This window comes from Janthinobacterium sp. GW456P (genome assembly GCF_002127655.1).
GTDB lineage: Bacteria > Pseudomonadota > Gammaproteobacteria > Burkholderiales > Burkholderiaceae_D > Janthinobacterium.
The window spans coordinates 103034-124122 of record NZ_NEHB01000010.1; the positions used below are offsets into that span (position 1 = coordinate 103034).

General features: G+C 62.3%; 17 protein-coding genes and 1 pseudogene. 3 read left to right on the forward strand and 15 right to left on the reverse strand.

The window, feature by feature from the left end:
• Positions 1–7: 7 nt before the first annotated feature.
• The 9 genes and pseudogenes from nrfD to pilM form a co-directional block, all read right to left on the reverse strand.
• Entirely contained in the window at positions 8–1120 is a 1113-nt protein-coding gene (gene nrfD / locus CBW66_RS11395; RefSeq protein ID WP_086139025.1) for an NrfD/PsrC family molybdoenzyme membrane anchor subunit, read from the reverse strand.
• A gap of 3 nt (positions 1121–1123) precedes the next feature.
• Positions 1124–1834 carry a sulfate reduction electron transfer complex DsrMKJOP subunit DsrO gene (dsrO, locus tag CBW66_RS11400; protein WP_086139026.1) on the reverse strand — a complete coding sequence of 237 codons (711 nt, stop codon included), beginning with the start codon at positions 1832–1834 and terminating at the stop codon, positions 1124–1126.
• Between the two features lie 237 nt (positions 1835–2071).
• Complete coding sequence (locus CBW66_RS11405; protein WP_086153630.1) at positions 2072–3223, reverse strand: deoxyguanosinetriphosphate triphosphohydrolase; 1152 nt, start codon at positions 3221–3223, stop codon at positions 2072–2074.
• Positions 3224–3225: 2 nt separating this feature from the next.
• Positions 3226–4872 carry a bifunctional shikimate kinase/3-dehydroquinate synthase AroKB gene (gene aroKB / locus CBW66_RS11410; RefSeq protein WP_086139028.1) on the reverse strand — a complete coding sequence of 549 codons (1647 nt, stop codon included), beginning with the start codon at positions 4870–4872 and terminating at the stop codon, positions 3226–3228.
• Positions 4873–4884: 12 nt separating this feature from the next.
• Positions 4885–7062, reverse strand: a complete 2178-nt coding sequence (locus CBW66_RS11415) for an Ig-like domain-containing protein (RefSeq protein WP_230492227.1) — start codon at positions 7060–7062, stop codon at positions 4885–4887.
• 112 nt (positions 7063–7174) lie between these two features.
• Positions 7175–8506, reverse strand: a pseudogene (locus CBW66_RS11420) (type IV pilus secretin PilQ); the annotation flags it as partial.
• Between the two features lie 86 nt (positions 8507–8592).
• Positions 8593–9618, reverse strand: coding sequence for a pilus assembly protein PilP (locus CBW66_RS11425; RefSeq protein WP_139841686.1), 1026 nt, complete (start codon positions 9616–9618; stop codon positions 8593–8595).
• Between the two features lie 15 nt (positions 9619–9633).
• Positions 9634–10185, reverse strand: a complete 552-nt coding sequence (locus CBW66_RS11430) for a PilN domain-containing protein (RefSeq protein WP_170932910.1) — start codon at positions 10183–10185, stop codon at positions 9634–9636.
• A 5-nt stretch (positions 10186–10190) separates the two neighbouring features.
• Positions 10191–10823 (reverse strand): pilus assembly protein PilM, encoded by a 633-nt coding sequence (gene pilM, locus CBW66_RS11435; protein ID WP_170932911.1) that lies wholly within the window; start codon positions 10821–10823, stop codon positions 10191–10193.
• Between the two features lie 300 nt (positions 10824–11123).
• On the opposite strand from pilM, the gene CBW66_RS11440 reads away from it, so the two are divergent.
• Positions 11124–13469, forward strand: a complete 2346-nt coding sequence (locus CBW66_RS11440) for a penicillin-binding protein 1A (protein WP_086139034.1) — start codon at positions 11124–11126, stop codon at positions 13467–13469.
• Positions 13470–13661: 192 nt separating this feature from the next.
• Here the strand turns inward: CBW66_RS11440 and cyaY are convergent, their stop codons facing one another.
• The gene (cyaY, locus tag CBW66_RS11445; protein ID WP_086139035.1) at positions 13662–13991 is read right to left on the reverse strand and encodes an iron donor protein CyaY; all 330 of its coding nucleotides are present in this window, start codon (positions 13989–13991) and stop codon (positions 13662–13664) included.
• A 40-nt stretch (positions 13992–14031) separates the two neighbouring features.
• Between cyaY and CBW66_RS11450 the strand changes: the two genes are divergently transcribed.
• Entirely contained in the window at positions 14032–14214 is a 183-nt protein-coding gene (locus tag CBW66_RS11450; RefSeq protein ID WP_034778304.1) for a lipoprotein, read from the forward strand.
• On the opposite strand, the gene CBW66_RS11455 is transcribed toward CBW66_RS11450, so the two are convergent.
• From CBW66_RS11455 to CBW66_RS11475, 5 genes are all read right to left on the reverse strand, one after another.
• Entirely contained in the window at positions 14211–14864 is a 654-nt protein-coding gene (locus CBW66_RS11455) for a sulfite oxidase heme-binding subunit YedZ (protein ID WP_086139036.1), read from the reverse strand. The genes CBW66_RS11450 and CBW66_RS11455 overlap by 4 nt on opposite strands.
• A 9-nt stretch (positions 14865–14873) precedes the next feature.
• Positions 14874–15851 carry a protein-methionine-sulfoxide reductase catalytic subunit MsrP gene (msrP, locus tag CBW66_RS11460; protein WP_086139037.1) on the reverse strand — a complete coding sequence of 326 codons (978 nt, stop codon included), beginning with the start codon at positions 15849–15851 and terminating at the stop codon, positions 14874–14876.
• A gap of 103 nt (positions 15852–15954) precedes the next feature.
• Entirely contained in the window at positions 15955–17106 is a 1152-nt protein-coding gene (ccsB, locus tag CBW66_RS11465; protein ID WP_086139038.1) for a c-type cytochrome biogenesis protein CcsB, read from the reverse strand.
• 64 nt (positions 17107–17170) lie between these two features.
• Positions 17171–19267, reverse strand: a complete 2097-nt coding sequence (locus CBW66_RS11470; RefSeq protein WP_086139039.1) for a cytochrome c biogenesis protein ResB — start codon at positions 19265–19267, stop codon at positions 17171–17173.
• A gap of 186 nt (positions 19268–19453) precedes the next feature.
• Positions 19454–20125, reverse strand: a complete 672-nt coding sequence (locus CBW66_RS11475; RefSeq protein WP_086139040.1) for a cytochrome c — start codon at positions 20123–20125, stop codon at positions 19454–19456.
• Between the two features lie 186 nt (positions 20126–20311).
• Here CBW66_RS11475 and yihA point away from each other — a divergent pair, with 186 nt between their 5' ends.
• On the forward strand, positions 20312–21049 hold the full coding sequence (yihA, locus tag CBW66_RS11480; protein ID WP_086139041.1) for a ribosome biogenesis GTP-binding protein YihA/YsxC: 738 nt from the start codon (positions 20312–20314) through the stop codon (positions 21047–21049).
• The last annotated feature ends 40 nt before the right edge of the window (positions 21050–21089 follow it).

Sequence of the window (21089 nt, forward strand, 5' to 3'; positions counted from 1 at the left end):
TGACTCCTCAGTGCGTGGCCATGGCGGGACGGCTGCGTGCAGCGACGGCTCTTCCGGCCCATGGCAAAAATTCCAGCATCAGCAACAGCAGCGCGATCCACAGACCGGCCGTACCGATAATCCCCATCAAGCCATCGTTCCCCATCGGCAGCTGGTAGTCGTACAGGCCGGCGCCCGTTTTCGGGATGTTCTGGCCGCCGATGAAGATCGTCCAGCGCATCATCCAGGCGCTGTGCAGCGCAATCAGGCCGTTGACGAGGCCACTCGTGGCGGGACGCCAGATGGCCAGGGCCATCGGCACGATGGACGACAGCACCGCCCAGACGGCCGTGAACTGCCATTGCGGCATGCCCGCCACCTGGGTGAAGGCCATGCTGTGGCTGGCGCTCACGCCGGACAGGCTGACGAACAGCCAGCCGCCGCCCAGTGCCAGCACCAGCGCCAGCGACAGGGCCAGCGCGCGGTTCAGGGACACTTCCAGCGCCATGTCGCGGCCCGGCAGGAAGCGGTTGAACAGCAGCGCCAGGCCCACCGCCCCGACAAAGGCCGTGGCGGCAAATTGCGCCGGCAGGAACGGCGTGAACCACAGCGGACGGGCGCGCACCACCATCACTTCCATGCCCGTGTACAGGCCCACGACGAAGGCGGCGAGCAAGGTGAAGGCTGCGGCGGTGACGATGGCCTTGCGCGACGCGGCGCCGCCACGGCCCAGCAGGCGATAGGCGAACGCGAGTCGATCCTGGGCCTGCCCCCGCGTGGCGAAGTCGACGCGCAGCGCCAGCCACGCATACAGCATCAGACAGCCCAGGTACAGGGGAATGAAGAACGAGCCCCACGACATCCACGACTGCGGCTGGAAGTAAAGGTAGAAGTGGTAGAAGCGGCCCGGCCCGTGCAGGTCCGCCAGCAGCGCCACGGGCGCCGTCACGCCGCACACGAGGGACGCGAGCAGCGCGATGCGCCCCAGGCGTTCATACGCCTTGCGGCCGAAGACGAAATACGGCAAGGTCAGCATGAAGCTGCCGTAACTGAGGCCGATGAGGAAAAAATACTGCACCGCCCACGGCAGCCATGCCGCTTCGCGCGTGACGTTGACAATTTCGGTGATGTGGCTGTCCATGGTTTATTTCCCGTGTTTGCTCGGTTGCCAAAGTGTCGCTTCGCCTTCGACGTGGCCGGCGAAGCGCGTGTCCAGTCCCAGGTAAAACACGTGGGGCTGGGTGCCCTGCTCGGGTTTGAGCACCTTCACCTTGTTCTCGGTCAGCAGCTGGTGCACCATGCTTTCCGGGTCATTCAGGTCGCCGAAGATGCGCGCGCCGCCCACGCAGGTTTCCACGCAGGCCGGCAGCAAGCCTTCGTCGACGCGGTGCGCGCAGAACGTGCATTTGTCGGCCTTGCCCGTCTCGTGGTTGATGAAGCGCGCATCGTACGGGCAGGCCTGCACGCAGTAGGCGCAGCCCACGCAGCGGTCGCCGTCAACGACGACGACGCCATCCTTGCGCTGGAAGGTGGCGCCCACGGGACAGACGGGGATGCAGGGAGGATTGGCGCAGTGATTGCACAGGCGCGGCAGCATGTAGGTGCCGCAGCGGTTCTCTTCCTTGACTTCATAGGTCGAGACGACGGTGCGGAAGCTGTTTTCCGGCACGGCGTTTTCCATGATGCAGGAGACCGTGCAAGCCTGGCAGCCGATGCACTTCTGCACATCGACCACCATCGCCCAGCGCTGGCCGCCTTCGCCCCTGGTGGCGGCCTTGCCTGGCAGCGGCGCGATGGCCGCCCCGATGGTAACGGCGGGCAAGGCGCGCAAGAAACTGCGGCGCGATTCGATCATGACACTCTCCTTGACGATGGGCGGCAAGCCCTTGTTGACTTGCTGCCATGATAGAAAAGAAGGCGCTGCGCGGATATTGGGGGGATCGTGCGGGGAGCTAGATGATCATGCCGATTGACAGGACCGAAAATGCGGAGTAGGTCAGATTCCCCATGACCGCTTGCATTGGTAGGTCGGGTTAGCCGGCACGGCGTAACCCGACAGCGTCACGCGGTCATGTCGGATTCACCGTAACGGTTACAGCTCGTCGAGCGAATATAGCCTGCGGTGCTCGCGGATCGCGTAGCGGTCCGTCATGCCGGCGATGTAGTCGGCGATCTTGCGCGCCTGCTTGGTCACATCATCGCCGTTGACCTGATAATCGGGCGGCAGCAGCGCCGGTTCGGCCATGAAGCTGTCGTACAGTTCGCGCACGATGCGGCTCGCTTTGACGCGCATGCGGTTGACCTGGTAGTGGCGGTACAGGKTCGCGCGCAGGAAACGTTTCAGTTCCGTCGCATCCTTGCGCATGGCGTCCGAAAAACGGATCAATGGCGGGCTGGCGCGCACTTCGCTGACGTCGCGCGGCGCCGCGTCGAGGATCAGGGCGTTCGACGTGACGATCAGATCGTCGGCCAGGGCCGTGATCAGGCGGCGCAGGGTTTCGTAGATGGCGCGCCGGCCCGACAGGCCGGGAAACGCCTGCTGCACGTCGCGCCACAGGCGGCCAAAGAATTCCACCTCCTCCAGCTGGGCGATGGTGATCAGGCCCGAGCGCAGGCCATCGTCGATATCGTGGCTGTTGTAGGCGATTTCATCGGCCAGGTTGGTCAATTGCGCTTCCAGGGTCGGTTGCGTGCGGTCGATGAAGCGCTGCGCCACGGGACCCAGTTCGCGCGCATGCGCGAGCGAGCAGTGTTTTAATATGCCTTCGCGCGTCTCGAACATCAGGTTCAAGCCATCGAAGGCGCCGTAGTGCTCTTCCAGCGTATCGACCACGCGCAGGCTTTGCAGGTTGTGCTCGAAACCGCCGTGCGCCTGCATGCACTCATTGAGCACGTCCTGGCCCACGTGGCCGAACGGCGTGTGGCCCAGGTCATGCGCGAGCGCGATGGCTTCGACCAGGTCTTCGTTCAGGCGCAGGTTGCGCGCGATCGAGCGGCCCACCTGCGCCACTTCCAGGCTGTGCGTCAGGCGCGTGCGGAACAGGTCTCCCTCGTGGTTGAGGAAAACCTGGGTCTTGTATTCGAGGCGGCGGAAGGCCGAGGAATGGATGATGCGGTCGCGGTCGCGCTGGAACTGGCTGCGCGAGGCGTGCGGCGCCTCGGCAAAGCGACGCCCCTGCCCCTGTGCCGAATGGGCCGCATAGGGGGCCAGCCATCCTTGGGCGAGGGCGTCTTCAGGCGTCATGGCTATTGCACTCCGGCGGCCAGGGTGGCCAGCACCAGTTCGTGCGGCGCGGACGTGATGCACGGGCTGCCCAGCGGTTTCAAGAGGATGAACTTGATGGCGCCGCCCTCGTTCTTCTTGTCCACTTCCATCAATTCCAGCCAGCGCTCGACGCCGAGGTCCGGCGCCTTGACGGGCAGGCCGGCGGCGGCGACCAGCTTGCGCATGCGCTCCACGGCCGCCTGGTCGATATAGCCCATGCGGCAGGACAAGTCGGCCGCCATCACCATGCCGCAGCCGACGGCTTCGCCGTGCAACCAGTGGCCGTAGCCGAGGCCCGCCTCGATGGCGTGGCCGAAAGTGTGGCCGAAGTTCAGGATGGCGCGCAAGCCGCCTTCGCGCTCGTCCTGGCGCACCACGTCGGCCTTGATTTCGCACGAGCGGGCAATCGCATACGCGAGGGCGCCCTTGTCGCGCGCCATCAGCTTGCCCATGTTCGCCTCGATCCAGTCGAAGAACGCGGCGTCGATGATGGCGCCATGCTTGATCACTTCGGCCAGGCCGGCCGACAGCTCGCGCGCCGGCAGAGTTTCCAGGGTCGAGGTGTCGGCGATCACGGCGCGCGGCTGGTAGAAGGCGCCGATCATGTTCTTGCCCAGCGGGTGGTTGATGCCCGTCTTGCCGCCGACGGAGGAATCGACCTGCGCCAGCAGGGTGGTGGGCACCTGCACGAAGCCGATGCCGCGCATGTAGCTGGCGGCCGCGTAGCCGGTCAGGTCGCCGATCACGCCGCCGCCCAGGGCCACCAGGGTGGTCTTGCGGTCGCATTTATTGGCCAGCAGCGCGTCGAAGATCTGCATCAGGCTGGCCCAGTTCTTATATTCTTCGCCGTCCGGCAGGACGATGCTGTTCACCTCGCGGCCATCGCTGGCCAGCGCCGCCTGCAGGCGGTCCAGGTACAGGGGGGCGACGGTGGTATTGGTGACGATGGCCACCTTGTGGCCGCTGATATGGCGCAGCAGCGCGTCGGCGTCGGCCAGCAGGCCGGGACCGATGGCGATCGGATAACTGCGCTCGTCGAGGTCTACGCTCAACAACATTTTGGATTGCTCGTTCATCGAAGGCTCTGCATGAATGACGCAGTTGGGCGAGGCCTCGCATTCGAGGCTGGCCAGCTGCATCAGGATGGTCTGAACCATCGATTGTACGTTAGGACGGCCCGTGTCGATGACAATGTCGGCCACTTCCATGTAATGGGGCTCGCGCTGCGCCGTCAATTCTTCCAGCTTCCTGCGCGGGTCGGCCGTCTGCAGCAGCGGGCGGTTCTTGTCGTGGCTGGTGCGCGCGAGGATGTTGCTGACGCTGGCGCGCAGATAGACGACCGTGCCACGTTCCTTCAGGTAGGCGCGGCTGTCGGCGTTGAGGATGGCCCCGCCGCCGGTGGCCATGACGATGCCTTCCTGGGCGCTCAGGTCGCGGATGACCTCGGCCTCGCGCCGGCGAAAGCTGGCCTCGCCCTCGATCTCGAAGATCCACGGGATGGTCGCTCCCGTGCGTGCCTCGATTTCGTGGTCGGAATCGACAAAGCGCAAGCCCAGCTTGCGGGCCAGGATGCGCCCGATCGTGGTTTTGCCTGCGCCCATGAGGCCTACTAAAAACAGATTTTGCATGTGCTGCGACAGTTATTTTGAATCACTACAAACATTCGCCTGCCCGTACGGACTATTCACGCCCGGCGGAGACACATCCTGGCGGTTAAAGTCCGAGAACAGTCCCGGAAGCAAAGTGTAACCGACATAAGTTGCCTCCGTCCCGGAACTGTTGCCACGAATCGTCAATTCGACATTGAGCCAGTTGGCCCTGTCGCGCGGATAAGTCAGCGTCACGGTGGCGGTGCCGCTACTGTCGGTCTTGCCTCCGGTGGACAGATTGAGCGGGATGCCAGGATCGAGGAAGCCGTTTTTATTCTCATCTTCGTTAGCGTCGAGCATGCCGTTACGATTCTGGTCCTCATTCTTGCATTCCACTTGCTGCGCCACGATCCAGCTGATTGCCGACGCGGAATACTGCAGATAGCCTTTGTAATAAAACTTGGGCCAGGCCGCGGCCGTGATGATCACGTCAGGGACCGGATTGCCCGCAGCGTCCGTCACAAACACGGTATAGGTCTTGCGATAGGTGCTGCTGTCCGTACCATCGAGCACGTTTCCGCTGCCGGCGCTGATGAACAGCGATTTCTTCGTGACCGTCAGCTTGGCCGTGGCGCTGCTCGTCGATACGCCCTGCAATTGCGCCTGTACGATCACGCCGTCGACGCCGGTACTGGCCTGGCCGGCAATATAGCTGACCGTGGCCATGCCGTCGCTATCGGTATTGACCACCGACGGCGAGCTCAAGGAACCACCGCTGGCATCGCTCAGAATGGTAAAGCCGACCTGGGCATTCTTGACCAGGTTGTTTTCCGCCGTGCCATCACGCACCACGGCGCGAAGGGAGCTGCGCTGGGAGGTGCTGCCTGCCGTATTGGCGCCGATCACCGCAGGGTCGGCCTGCAAGGTGATGGTTGCCTGTGGCGTGAGCGGAGCGACGAATTCCACGTCGGCCTGCACCGACACGCCCGTGCCCTCGTTCCTGGCAGTCAGCGACGTGCGGCCCGCGCCGGCGGCCTGCACATAGGCGATGGCATTGCCGCCAACGAGCGGCAGCGGCGCCAGCAACGGCGTGGCGCAGCCGGCATCCTGGTAAATCGCGCCGCGGGAAGTGCTGAAACGGACATTGCCCGTTTGCGGCGTGCCGGCCACATCGCTGTGTACGCTGATCGCGTAGCAGGTTCGCGTTGCCAGTGTTGTCAGCGCTACATTGGCACCGGTGACTGCGTTGATCGTGAAATTGGCCGCATTGATCGCCACGGGCAGGGCCAGGCTGTCGCCCTGGGCCTTGATGGTGATCGTATCGCTGGTACCGGATTGAGCGTTGTAACTCAAAACCAATTGCCCATTATTGTCCGTCAATGCCGGGCTGGCGCCGCCGCCCTTGACCGTCAGCGGATTGATCTGTGCACTGAAAGTGACCGGCTTGCCCACCAGCGCATTGCCGCTGGAGTCGACCAGCTTGACCACCATGTCGGTACTCGTTTTCAGGTTGGTCGACGAAAAGGCATTGGCGGCCAGTTTCGTGCCAGTGACACTGATCTCGGTATTGGCCGTCTGCGCCCCGGCACTGGCGCTGACCTTGATCGTGCGCAGACTGGCATCGCCGCCCGTGTTGAGGCTGACGATAGCCTGCCCTTGCGCATTGGTACTGACCACCGTTGCGCCCAGCGCACCCGAATCTGCTTTGAAGGTGACGTTGGCATTGGGCACTATCGCGTTATTGGCGTCCTTGACAAAGGCGATGACACTGACCGCGGTACCGCCCGATGAAGCCAGGGTGCCACTGGAAGAAGTCAGCAACAGAGTTGCGATACCGGACGTGACCGGCACTACCTTGACGACGACCGGAGCGGACGTGATACCGCCGCTGCTGGCACTGATCGTGATGTCGCGCAAGGTCGCGTCGCCTTTCACGCTGAGTTTTTCAACCACGGTGCCGTTGGCATCCGTGACGCGCGTCGTATTGCTGATCGTGCCCGAACTGGCCGTGAAGGCAACCGTCTGGCCACTTAGCGCGTTATTGTTTGCATTTTTTACAATTGCCGTCAGCGTGACTTCCGTGCCATCGGCGCCCGAGGCAACAATCGTCGTGGCGCTGGCCACGAGCGAGATGCTGGCAACGCCGCTGTTCGCGCCGCCAGGCGTACCCAGGGTCGGATCGCCGCCGCCGCCGCCACAGGCGGCCAGCAAGGAGCCCAGCGCCAGCAAGACCAGCCAATTCGATACCCTACTCCAAGAAGTATTGCCAAAAGAAAAATTCCGCATAGTCGCCATCAGTCCGCTTTCGTTTGCATTGTTACTTAAACGTAAAGATGTGACATTAACGTGTTGCTGGCCGATCTGCCACTATTTTCGGCGTAATAAACACCATCAGTTCCGTTTTTTCTTGACTGCGGCCCGTGCTGCGGAAAAAAACACCAAACACAGGGATGTCGCCCAGCAGCGGCACCTTGCTGTCCGTGCCCCGTTCCGAGTGCTGATAAATACCGCCCAGCACCACCGTGCCGCCGTCTTCCACCATCACTTGCGTGCGCACGTGCTTGGTGTCGATGGCGAAGCCGGAGCGGGTTTCCTGGCCCACGCTGTCCTTGTTGACGTCCACTTCCAGCACCACGTTGCCGTCGGGCGTGATTTGCGGCGTCACTTCCAGACGCAGGTTCGCCTTGCGAAACGTGATCGATGTGGCGCCGCTGCTGGTGGCCACCTGGTACGGCAGCTCGATGCCCTGCTCGATCAGCGCCAGCACCTTGTCGGCCGTCACCACGCGTGGGCTGGAAATGATCTTGCCCCTGCCATCGGCTTCCAGTGCGGACAATTCCAGGTTCAGAAAGCGGTTGGCGGCGGCCGAAAACAGGCTCAGGGCGAAGCTGGCCGGCTGCAAGCCATTGATGCTGGCGGCCGGCAAGTTGACGAATTGCGTGTTCGGCACGAAGGCGCCGGCGCCCGCCACCGTTTGCCCCGTCGCCTCGCCCACGCCCTGATACGTACCGCCGATGGCCGCGCGGCGCCCGCTGCCGCCCAGCGAAAAACCGGGCACCTGCCCCGCCGCCAGGCGCTGGTCCGTAAAACCGAGGCGCGCCCCCAGGTTGCGGCTGAAGCTGTCGTTCGCCTCGACGATGCGCGCCTCGATCATGACTTGTCGGGTTGGAATATCCGTCTTGTCGATCAGTTGCCGGATCTGTTCCAGGCGCGCCGGCACGTCGGTGACAAACAGCTGATTCGTGCGCGGCTCGATCAGCACGCTGCCACGGCGCGACAGCAGCCGGCTGCGCCCTTCCCCCGCGTCCAGGCCGAACACGGTGCGGAACGCTTCAGCCTTCTGGTAATTGAGCTGGAAGATGGCCGACTGCAAGGGTTCGAGTTCCGCGATCTGCGCGCGCGTTTCGAGTTCGAGCTTTTCGCGCGCGAGGATTTCCTCACGCGGCGCAATCCACAGTACGTTGCCATTGCGCCGCATGTCCAGGCCCTTGGCCTGCAGCAGCACATCGAGCGCCTGGTCCCACGGCAAGTCGCGCAGGCGCAGGGTCACATTGCCCGCCACGCTATCGCTGGCGATGATGTTTTGCCCGGACGCATCGGCCAGGATGTGCAAGGCCGCGCGCACGCCCACGTTCTGGAAATCCACGGAGATTTTGTCGCCCGCGTACAGACGCGGCGCCGACACCTGCACCACGGCTTCCTGGGCCAGGCCGCTGGCATGCAGACACAGCATGGCGGCCACGAGCATGCGGAGCGGCCTCATGGCGCCGCCTCGGGCAGGCTCGCCTTCGCCCCCGCCCCCGCCACCTGCAAGGCCAGGCTGCCGCGCCGCTCGCGCCAGGGGCCATCCGCCGCGCGCAGCAATTCACGGTACTGCACGGCCTGTTCACTGATGTCCGTCACCACACCGTGGTCTTGCCCCAGATACTGGCCCACCGCCACCCGGTACACGCGCTGGCCCGCCAGCAGCAGCGCGCTCAGGCGCCCGTCCTGTTGCACGCTGCCGACCATGGTGATGGCAGGCAAGGCCACGCTTTCCAGCGGCTCGCGCACGCGGCGCGGGTCGGGGCCCGCTACAGCGCTCCGCTGCCCGGGCGTGGGCACGGGCGGCAATGCATTGAATGGATCGGCCAGGTCGGCGGCCGCGTAGGGATGCGGCGCGACAGCGGCAAGCGGGCGCCATGCCGGCACGCTGCCCTTTGAAGGCAATGCCGCTGGCGCCGCCAGCTCCCCCGCTTCTGGCAAACGATACGCCTGCAGCACGGCATCAAGGGTCAGCAAGCGATCCTTGCCTAGGGTCAAGGCCAGCGCATGCACCGTGACGATGCGCGGCAGGCGCGCCAGGTCTGCCAGCAGCGCGCCCATGGCGTGGTAGCCGCCACGCAACTGTATCGTGATCGGCAAGGCGACATACGGCGCTTGCGGCCGCGCCGCGCCCGGTTTGAAAAGTGAAAATTGCAGGCCGCGCGACTGGCCGGCGGTATTAATGTCCGTCAACAGCGCCGCCATCGCCTGCTGGTCGGGCAGTTGCTGTTCCAGCAGGGCCAGCTCGGCGCCGGCCTGGCGCTGCTCTGCACGCCACTGCGGCAACTGCTTTGCCCTGGCCTGCGACGCCAGATAATCGGCGCGCAAGCGGGCTTCCTCGCTGTGCGCCAACCGCACGGCAGCTACCAGTCCATCGAGCCATGTGGCGTGCAGCAGGGCAGCCACCATCATGCCGGCCAGCGCAGCGCAAGCAAGGCGCGCCGGCAGCGGCCACAGTGACGCGGTCTTCAAGCTCAGCATGATCAACCTCCACGACTAAGATTGCCCAGCGGGTGCCAAAGCCAGCCGTATCGTCCATTCCACGGCGCCATCGGCCGCGCCGCGCACTTCCATCACTTCCGGCCGAGACCAGGGCGCGGCCTGCTCCAGCGCCAATAATAGTGCCGCGACCTTTTCCTGCGAAACGGCCTGCCCTTGCAGGCGCACCATCGCCATTTCCTGGCGCACACTGTGCAAGGCGACGCCAGCCGGCACCGCCTGGGCCAGGGCCGCCAGCATGCGTACCCAGGCATTGCGCTGCTCTTGCAGACTAGCAATGGCTTGCTGGCGCAGCAGCAGGGCCGCCGTCTCGCCCTGCACGCGCTTGCCAGTGGCGAGGACGGTATGGACTTGCTGCATGGCATGGCGCCAGGCCTCCTGGCGGTGCCATTGCACGTCGAGCTGGTGCTGCAGCCAGGCGCCCGCCGCCAAGGCCGTCAGCAAACCCAGCAGCGCCCCACCGGCCAGTTGCCACAGCAGCCGCTGAATACGCCTGCGGCGTGCCGCCTGGCGATACGGCAAAAGATTGATGCATGGCACTTCCGCCACGGCCTTCATCGGGCGTACCGGTGCATGGCCAGGCCCCAGGCCAGTTGATAGTTCAGGCCGCCGCCGGGCAAGGCTTGCCAGCCGCCCTGCGCGAGCGCCGCCTGCAAGGCAAGCGCCTCGCTATCCATAATGACGGGCGTCAAGCCAGCCGCCTTGGCCACATCGAGACGGCGCTGCACGCTGGCGCGCCGCGCCGCCACCAGCAGCACGTCGACCTCGCTGCCGGTCTGGCCGGCAAGCGGCGGCGCAGGGCCGAGAATGAAAAAATCCAGGTTGGCGTCTTCCAGCGCAAACGGCATGTATTGTCCCGCTTCCAGTTCCACGAGGATTTCCAGTTGTTCCTCCGGTAATCCGGCAGGCAGGCGGATCGCATGCGTGATCAGGGCCGTGGCCGGCATGGCCAGCGCCACGCGCGTGCAGCCGCTGCCACTGTCGCGGCATGCCAGGCGCACGGCGGCAGCCAGGCCCTGCAGATCGTCGATGATGCCCTCACGCATTACTCCTGCCGCCAGCGCGGCGCTGCCGCAATGCCGGCACGCCAGTGTTCCCCGCCGGCGTGTCAACTCGACCACGCGCACGGCATCGTCCGCGATGTCGACGCCCAGCAAGCCGGTGCCAAGCAAACTGCTGATGGACATGTTTTTCATATAGAAACGTCAGCGTGGAAGGAGGTCCTGCCATCCGCAAGCCTAGTCCTGGCAGCGCTGGCTTGTAAACGGATTTCACGCTGGTGTCTGCGGCGCGCGGCGCCTATCTGGCGGGGCCGTGATCTGGCGCAGGATAATTGTTACCAAATCCTGGTTGCCAGCGGGCCAATACACGCTTATATAGAGTATCGGCAAGTTTCAACACGCCTCCGGCAAGCGCCACGGCGCGCTGCCACCCCGGCAAGCTCGCTTATAATTGGCCGGCATAATTAACCGAAAGACATACGACGCATGACATCTTCAAAATCCGCTGGCCCCGCTGGCTCGAAGCCGCCCCAGAAGGGCAGCAAACCCAAACGTTTCCTGCTGATGGCCCTGGCATCGCTGCTGGGCCTGGCCGTGGTCGGCGTGCTGCTGGTGGTCTTCGGCCTGGCCATGGCTTATCCGAACCTGCCGGCGCTCGATACCCTGACCGATTACAAGCCGAAGATGCCGCTGAGGATTTTCACGTCCGACAGCGTCCTGATCGGCGAGTTCGGCGAGGAGCGGCGCAACATGGTACACATCAAGGATATTCCCGATGTCATGAAGAAAGCCGTGCTAGCCATCGAAGATGACCGCTTCTATGAACATGGCGGCGTCGATTACCTGGGTATCACCCGCGCGGCCCTGCACAACCTGACGGGCGGCGCCAAGCAAGGCGCCTCGACCATCACGCAGCAGGTGGCGCGCAATTTCTTCCTGTCCAGCGAACAGACCTTGAAACGCAAAGCATATGAAGTCTTGCTGGCTTGGAAGATCGAGAAAAACCTCAGCAAGGACCAGATCCTCGAAGTGTATATGAACCAGATTTATCTGGGACAGCGCGCCTACGGTTTCGCCTCGGCCGCGCAAATCTATTTCGGCAAGAATATTCAGGATCTCACCGTGGCCGAAGCGGCCATGCTGGCCGGCTTGCCAAAGGCGCCATCGGCCTACAATCCCGTCGTCAATCCGAAACGCGCGCGCATGCGCCAGCAATACATCCTGCAGCGCATGGCGCAGCTGGGCTACATCACGCCGGCGCAGTACGAAGAAGCGAAAAATGAAGCGCTGAAAGTCAAAACCGACAGCAGCGCCTTCGGCGTGCACGCGGAATATGTGTCGGAAATGGCGCGCCAGCTGGTCTACGAGCAATTCAAGGAAGACACCTATACGCGCGGCCTGAACGTCTACACCACCATCACCAAGGCCGACCAGGACGCCGCCTACATCGCCTTGCGCAAGGGTGTCATGGATTACGAAAAACGCCACGGCTACCGTGGCCCGGAAGCGTATATCGAGATTCCGAAGACCAAGGCCGAAGCCGATGACGCGATCGAGACGGAGCTGGCCGACCACCCGGACAGCGACGACATCATCGCCGCCATGGTGCTGCAAGCCTCGCCCAGGTCCATCCAGGCAGTCACCTCGTCCGGCGAGGAAATCACCATTACCGGCCCCGGCCTGACCTTCGGCGCGGCCTGGCTGTCGGAAAAAGCGGCGCCAAACCGCCGCATCAAGCGCGGCGCCGTGATCCGTGTCATGCAGGAAAACAACGCCTGGGTCTTGACGCAGATGCCGGAAGTGCAATCGGCGTTCGTCTCGGCCAGCACCACGGACGGCGCCATCCGCGCCATGGTGGGCGGCTTCGATTACAACCGCAACAAGTTCAACCACGTCACGCAGGCGTGGCGCCAGCCCGGTTCGGCCTTCAAGCCCTTCATCTATTCCGCTTCGCTGGAACGAGGCCTGTCGCCGGCCACCATCATCAACGATGCGCCGATCTCGTTCGACGCGGGCCAGACGGGCGGCCAGGCGTGGGAACCGAAGAACTACGACAGCAAATACGATGGTCCGATGACCATGCGCAAGGGCCTGATGAAATCGAAGAACATGATTTCCATCCGCATCCTGCACAAGATCGGCGCCAAGTATGGCCAGGAATACGCGACGCGCTTCGGCTTTGACGCGGACAAGAATCCGCCCTACCTGACGCTGGCCCTGGGCGCCGGCAACGTCACGCCGCTGCAGATGGCGGGGGCATACGCCGTGTTCGCCAACGGCGGCTACAAGATCAACCCGTATCTGATCGCCAAGGTGACCGATAGCGACGGCAACGTCCTGTCGCAAGCCAAGCCTGACCTGGCCGGCGAGGAAGCCAACCGCGTGATCGACGAGCGCAATGCCTTCATGATGAACAGCATGCTCAACGACGTCGTGCGCTTCGGCACGGCGAACAAGGCCATGGCCCTGAAGCGTCCTGACCTGGCCGGCAAGACGGGCACGACCAACGATTCCATCGACGCGTGGTTCGCCGGCTACCAGGCCAAGCTGGTGGGCATCGCCTGGATCGGCTACGACCAGCCGCGCAACCTGGGCAACCGCGAAACGGGCGGCGGCCTGGCCTTGCCGATCTGGATCAGCTACATGGCGAAAGCCCTGAAAAGCATTCCCGTCGAGGAGCGCGCCGTACCGGAAGGCCTGATCCGCGTGGGCGATGAGTACTACTATGCGGAAAATCCGCCGGGCACGGGCGTCGGCAGCCTGGAAGGCGCGGCGCGCGGCACGCCGGAGGAAGAAAAGGCGAAAGAAGCCGTGAAGAACGAGTTGTTCTGACGGCAATTTCGTGGATCGGGTAGGTCGGATTAGCGGCGAAGCCGCGTAATCCGACACCACCCAGACGCTAACAATGTGGTCGGATTACGCGCTTGCGCGCCTCGGCGGCCCCGCTAATCCGACCTACGTTTCAGCAATAAAAAAGGGCAGCCCATGCAGGCTGCCCTTTTTTATTGCGCGCGGCTAAAACAATTACTTCAGCACGACGGGCGCACCCGCCTGCTCGCTGGCCATGCTGGACAAGGCCGCAAACAGTTCCGAGCCGTCGCGCGTGTTGATCCACTCGTCGCCCACGCGCTTGTAATGAAAACCGCCGGAACGGGCGGCCACCCACATTTCGCGCATGGGGGCCTGGCTGTTGACGATGATTTTCGTGCCGTTGTCGATGAATTCGATTTCCAGCACATTGCCGCTGCGGCTGCATTCGACGTCGAGCACGTCTTCATCGTTCAGCCGGTCCAGCGCCGCCTCGATCCGGGTCAGGGTGGCTTCGGCCAGGGCCAGGAATTCCGATTCGCTCATGCTACACTCCAAAGATCTTAATCAAACCGTGATTCTAATCGTGAAGTCATCCTCAGCGTTTTATATCGGCACCGCCATTGTGGTTTCTAGCGTCCTGGCCGGCTGCGGCCAGCCCGGTCCCCTGTACCTGCCCAAGCCTCCAGCGGCCAAAGGCGCACCGGCCAAAGGCCCCGTCGAACCGGCGCCCGTGCCGCCGCCACCGGTCATCGTGCCGGCCACCTAAACGGAGCGCACCGGGGTGGCGGCAGTCGCCGCCCTGGCGCTCTTGACGCGCTTGTCCCAGGCGAAAACCACGCGGATTAACAGCAGTAGCGCGACGATACTGCCGAACAGGATCGGTTGCGCGAAATTATGCTTGCCCGCCTTCATCCACCAGAAGTGCAGGATGCCGAGCGGCGCGATGATGTAGATCAGCCGGTGCAGCCACTGCCAGCGCTTGCCCCCCAGGCGTTTCACCATGCCGTTCGTGCTCGTCACGGCCAGCGGAATGAGCAAAACAAAGGCGATAAACCCCACCGTGATGAACGGCCGCTTGAGCACATCCTTCCACATTTCCTGCAGATCGAAAAAGTGATCGAACCATAAAAAAGTGGTGAAATGCAGCGCCGCGTAGAAAAACGCGAACAGACCCAGCATGCGCCGCAGCTTGATCAGCCAATTCCATTGCGTGAAGCGCCGCAAAGGCGTGACCGCCAGGCTGATGCACAGGAAATACAGGGTCCAGTCGCCCGTGCCGCGCGTGATGAATTCCAGCGGTTCCACCAGCTGCCCCGTGTACGTCAGCCAGACCATGCGCACGAACGGCAGCAGCGCCAGCAGGAAAATCAGGCCTTTCAGCAGCGACAGCTGTTTGCTCGTGGGGTTGAGGGCCATGCTCTTTCCTTAAAAGAACTTCTTCAGATCCATGCCCGCGTACAAGGAAGCGACATCGTTGTAGCCATTGAACATCAGGGTCTTGCGCTTGCGCGCGAGAAAACCGTCTTCGCCGATACGCCGCTCGGACGCCTGCGACCAGCGCGGATGATCGACGTTCGGGTTCACATTCGAGTAAAACCCGTATTCGGACGGCGCCGACAGGTTCCAGGACGTGCGCGGCTGTTCCTTGACGAAACGGATCTTGACGATGGATTTGGCCGATTTGAAACCATATTTCCACGGCAAGACCATGCGCACGGGCGCGCCGTTCTGGTTCGGCAAGGTTTCGCCATACATACCCAGGGTCAGCAACGCCAGCGGATGGTTCGCTTCATCGATGCGCAAGCCTTCCGTATAGGGCCACTGCAGCACGCGGCTGCCCACGCCCGGCATCTGCTTCTTGTCGGCCAGGGTGATGAATTCCACGTACTTGGCATTGCCCGTCGGCTCGACCTTCTTGATGATTTCCGAGAACGAGTAACCGACCCAGGGAATCACCATCGACCAGCCTTCCACACAGCGCAGCCGGTAGACGCGCTCTTCCAGCGGCGCCAGCTTGAGCAGCGCGTCGAGGTCCAGGGTCATGGGCTTTCTCACTTCGCCTTCGATGCTGACCGTCCACGGCCGCGGGCGCAGGGTGCCCGCGTTTTGTGCCGGGTCGCTCTTGTCCGTGCCGAATTCGTAGAAATTGTTGTAGCTGGTGGCGTCTTTATAGGCCGTCTGCTTATCCAGCGCCGAATAGGCGGGATTGAGTTTGGCAGCGAGCTTGGGATTCGTGCCTTGCGCGAACGCTTCGCGGCTGGCCATTTCCAGCAAGGCCGCGCTGTACATCGAGCCCAGCGCCACTTGCTTGATGAAGCTGCGGCGCGATTCAAACACGGCGCGCGGCGTGATTTCGGAAGAGTACGGCAACTCAATGCCGTTGGGACTGCGCTTGATCAACATGGCGGCTCCGGAAAAAGGTGATTGGATATACCTTACACCAGTTTTTCCGGGCCGTTCATGACGCTTCTGTCATGCAAAAAAAACGTTACTAAAGTGCCTACTTTTACAATTTCCCGTAAGAATGGAGGCCGGAGAGGAACATATTCACGCCCAGGAAGGCAAACGTCGTCACCAGCAAGCCCACCAGCGCCCACCACGAGGCGACTCTGCCGCGCAAGCCCGTCATCAATCGCATGTGCAGCCAGGCTGCATAGTTGAGCCAGACGATCAGCGCCCACGTTTCTTTCGGGTCCCACGACCAGTAGCCGCCCCACGCTTCGGCCGCCCACAGGGCGCCCAGGATGGTCGCTACAGTGAAGAAAGCGAAGCCCACGGAAATGGCCTTGTACATGACGTCGTCGAGCACTTCCAGCGACGGCAGGCGGTCGACCAGGTAGCCGCTCGACTTGAGCAGGTAGGCCGCCGCCACCATGGCCGACAGGGCAAAGGTGCCGTAGCCGATGAAGTTGGCCGGCACGTGGATTTTCATCCACCAGCTTTGCAGGGCCGGCACCAGCGGCTGGATTTCGGCCGCGTCGCGCGTGACCGTGTACCACATCAGGAACACGACGGCCGCCGAAATAACCAGCATGACGAAGGCGCCCAGCTGGCGCGTCGCATAATGCTGCTCGTAATACAGGTAGAACATGGCCGTGATCAGGGAAAACAGGATGAACACTTCGTACAGGTTCGACACGGGAATATGGCCAACATCGGCGCCGATCAGGTAAGACTCGTACCAGCGCACCAGCATGCCCGTCAGGCCCAGCACGACGCCGGCCCAGCACAGCAGGGAACCGACGGAGGAGCCGAATGCCGAGCGCGCCACCAGGCCGATCCAGTAGAACAGCGTCGACAGCACGAACAGAGTGCCCATCCACAGGATGGCGGATTGGCTCGACAAGATGTATTTCAGGAAGAATTTCTGGTTGGCCATCTCCAGATGACCCGCGTACAGCTCGATGGCGAACAGCGACAGCACGGCCGCCAGCGGGATCAGCCAGCGCACGGGCTTCCAGTACCAGCCCAGCCACGCGAACGTGGGCGCCGCCGCCAGCAGGATGGCCTTTTCATAGATATCCATGTAGGCGCCAAAGCGCATCAGGCCGAACAGGGATGCCGCCAGCAAGCCGGCGCCATACAGCCAATCGATCAGGCTCAGGCGCTTGAAAAATCCTGCTTCCTGCGTATATATTTGCTTGTTTGCCAATTCCATCATTTTCTCCATTCCCGGCGACGCGCAAGCGTGCCGAAACTCAGCCAATCCAACTCAGCGCAGCTTACGCCGATTGCGGCAGCTTTGCCTTCAAAGTCTCAAATTCTTTTTCAAAATCCAGTGTCTTGCGCTGCGTGCTCATGGCCATCAAGGCCTCGCTGCCGCCTTCGCCATCCTTGATCCACACCCACAGGCGGCGCTCGCGGATATAAAACATGGAAAATACGCCGATCACGAGGAACAGGCAACCGAGGTAGACCACGCTCTTGCCCGGCGAACGCGTCACCTGCAACACGGACGCCTTGATTTCCGTAAAGTCGTCAAGCTGCAGGTACACGGGCGCGCCATAGAAAAAGCTGTCGGACAGCGCATTCGTGGCCAGTTGCAGGAAGCGGCCATGCTTGTCATCGGCCTCGACGGCTTTCAAGCCATCCTGGGCGCGTGCCGCCTGCCACAAGTCCCACAGACTGCCATTGAGGATTTTCATGAAGATATCGGCCGCTTTTTCTTGCTCGGCGGCAGGGATTTTCTCCAGGAAACGCGAAATGGCGAGGAAACCGCCCTCTTGTCCATTGCCGGCAAAGATGCCCAGGCTTTTCGCCGCCGATTCCTGCAACTGGCCGCGCAAGGCTTCCGCGTTCGCCTGCGGCATGGCGCGCGCCGCATAGCGGGCCGCCGCCTGCTGACGCAGCGCGGGATCTTGCAGCGCGGCACGCAAACGCATCCACTCATTCACGCTGACATTGTCGTCGGCGGGAATGCGCAGATAGCTGAACGGATCGCTGGGGTTGACGCGCATGCCGGCCAGGAACACCGTCGTGCCATCGACCGTGACCGGCTGCATATAGTTCTGGTATTCGCGCGCCTGGCCCGTCTTGTCGCGCAATTTGTATTGCACCGAGGGCCCGACGTTCTTGAGATCCTTGTTGTTGGCGTTCTTTGCGGCCGAGCCCAGGCGTTTATCGAGGCCGACGGCGAATTTATCGTTAAAACTTTCCGCCTTGCTGACGGCGCGCACGTCCTGGCCAGCGCTGAGGTTTTCCACGTTGAAGGGACGGAAACCCGACCATTCCACCGTGTAGGAATTGCCATCGCTGCGCTCGAGCGGCGTGCTGCCGCCCACTTCGCCGCCGATGTCGAAACGCTTGGTGGTCTTGCCCGTCATCGGATAGCCCGTCAACTTGAGCTTGCTGCCGCCATCCTCAAAGCTGGACTGATACAGGGCCAGGCCCTTGTACAGCAGCGGCTGGTTGACTTTGATGGTTGCCGGGAACGTCTCGCCCGTTGCATGGTCGGTGATGACGACATCGCTGGCGAACAGCTTGGGCATGCCGGTGCTGTAGAAATCGATGTGGAATTTCTTCAACAAAATTGTGATGGGCAGATCCTGGATCAGCACGCCATCGGCCTGGGGAATGATGGCTGTGTTGCTCGACGAGCCTTCCGGGATCATGGTATTGCCGCGGAACGTAGGGTTCGACAAGCTCAAACGGTGCTGGGCGGGAATGTCGGCGATCACGCCGCTGCCGGAAAACGGCGTCTTGCCAAAGAACCATTGCTGTACGCGGATCGGCATTTCCGAATCGAGCAAGCCGCCCACGCAGATGATGACGATGGCGCCATGGGCAAAGATATAGCCCCATTTATTCGCCGCGCCCCGCTTGGCGGCCACCAGGGTGGCGCCCTCCTTCTCGACCACCTTGGCCGCATAGCCGCTGTCTTTCAGGCGCATCACCATCTGTTGCGCCAGCGCGACGCGCGGCAGCGGCGCCTGCCATTCCAGCTTGTGGTGGAAATTGCGCAGCGATTGCTCGCGCACATTGTCGCGCCAGCTGCGCATGTCCTTGAGCATCTTCGGCGCATTGCGCACGATGCACAGCGAGGTCGACACGACGAGGAAGCCCATGATGACGAGGAACCACCAGGCCGAATACACGGAATACAGGCTCAGCTTGTCGAAAACGGCGAACCAGAACGGACCGAACTGGTTCACATAATTGGGCATGGGCTCGTTCTGCTTGAGCACGGTGCCGATGATGGAGGCGATGGCGATCAGGGTCAGCAAACTGATGGCAAAGCGCATCGACGAGACCAGCTCGACGAATTCAGCCAGGCTGCGGCGTTGGGTCTTTAACTCGATTCCGGTCGTGCCAGTGCTCATACGTGGATACTCATACGGGATATGCAATCTTCAAGGAAATGTAGGCATGGAGCAGATAGTTTCTCCGCGCAAGGCGGCAGCATACTCCTGTTTGGCCCCTGCCATGAAAAAAGGGCAGCCTGTGGAAACGGCCGCCCTTGTTCACGCGCGCTGCTGCGCCTGGCAATGTCTTGCCACTATGAAAACTTACTTCAGGCCGGCGATATAATCGGCAACGGCGGCGATTTCGTCATCCGACATGCGGGCGGCGATGGTGTGCATTTGCGCGCTGTTCTTGCGGGCATCGGCCTTGGTGCTGCGGAACATCGTCAACTGGGCCACCGTGTAATCCTGGTGCTGGCCGGCGATGCGCGGATACTGGACGGGAATGCCATTGCCCGTTGCGCCATGACAGCTGGCGCAGGCGGCAACTTGCTTGGAAGCAATGCCACCACGGTAGATTTTCTTGCCCAGGTCAATCGTATCCTTGTTTTTCGCGGCGCCCGGCTTGGACAGCTGCGCGCCCAGGTAGGCGGCGATATTCTTCTTGTCGGCGTCGCTGAGCATCTTCGCGTACGTCGTCATGACGGGCTGGTTGCGTTCCGGCGTGGTGAAGTCGACCAGTTGCTTGTAGATATAGCTTTCGTGCTGGCCAGCCAGCTTCGGATTGACCGTGATGGTCGAATTGCCGGCCGCGCCATGGCAGGAGACGCAAGCGGGCAGGCCGCGCGCCGCATCGCCATCGGCGTACAGGGCAGCGCCCTTGGCAGCGTCAGCCTTGACGGCCGGTTTCGGTGCTTCGACCGCGGAGGCAGTTGCCGATACAGCCAGCAAAGCGAGCAGCATGGATTTGAACAACGGTGAAAACGCACGATTCATTCAGGCACCCTGAGACAGTGAGAAATTAGTGGTGGACATTGCCGCGCCTTGGGTATTTTTGCTTTATTTTCAGGGCCGCAAGCCGCATCGCTGCTACGCCGGCAACAATAAACAACCCCTTATTGTACAATAGCTTCTTGGCGTTATCGCTCCCTTATCGCTTCCTTTTGTTGCTTTACTACTCCCATGTCAAAACTCTGGCAAGCCCGCTTCTTTACGACCGTCAACCAATTGCGTGACCTGCCCGATACCACGGTGCCGGAAATCGCCTTTGCCGGCCGCTCCAATGCCGGTAAATCGACCGCCATCAACATCTTGTGTAATCAGAAAGGCTTGGCGTTCGCCTCCAAGACACCTGGCCGTACCCAGCACATCAACTACTTCTCCATCGGCGGCGCCCACGTGGCGCAGCACCGCAAGGATGCCACCATCGTCGAAGAGATCGAATGCCTGCTGGTCGACTTGCCGGGCTACGGCTACGCGGAAGTATCGGGCTCGGCCAAATTGCACTGGCAGCGCCTGCTGGGCGACTACGTGCAGCGCCGCGAACAATTGGCCGGCTTGATCCTGATCATGGATTCGCGCCGCCCGTTCACCGACCTGGACATTCAAATGCTGGAATGGTTCGCCCCGACGGGTAAACCAATTCACTGCATCCTGACGAAAGTCGATAAGCTGAACCGCAATGAATCCGTGAATGCCTTGCGCCAGGCAAAAGCCAAGCTCGACAGCTATGTGGATGAAGACGGCATCGGCTTCCCGTTCACCGTGCAACTGTTCTCGGCCCTGAAGCGCGTCGGCATCGACGAAGCCAATGACAAGATCATGGAACTGGCCGGCATCAGCGAAGACGGCGCGGCCCAGATGGTCGAACTGATCGAGATGGAAGACGACGTCGAGCCGGAATCGGACAAACCGGCTTGATCGAGATCAGCGCTGCTAAAAAAAGGCTGCCCGTTCATAC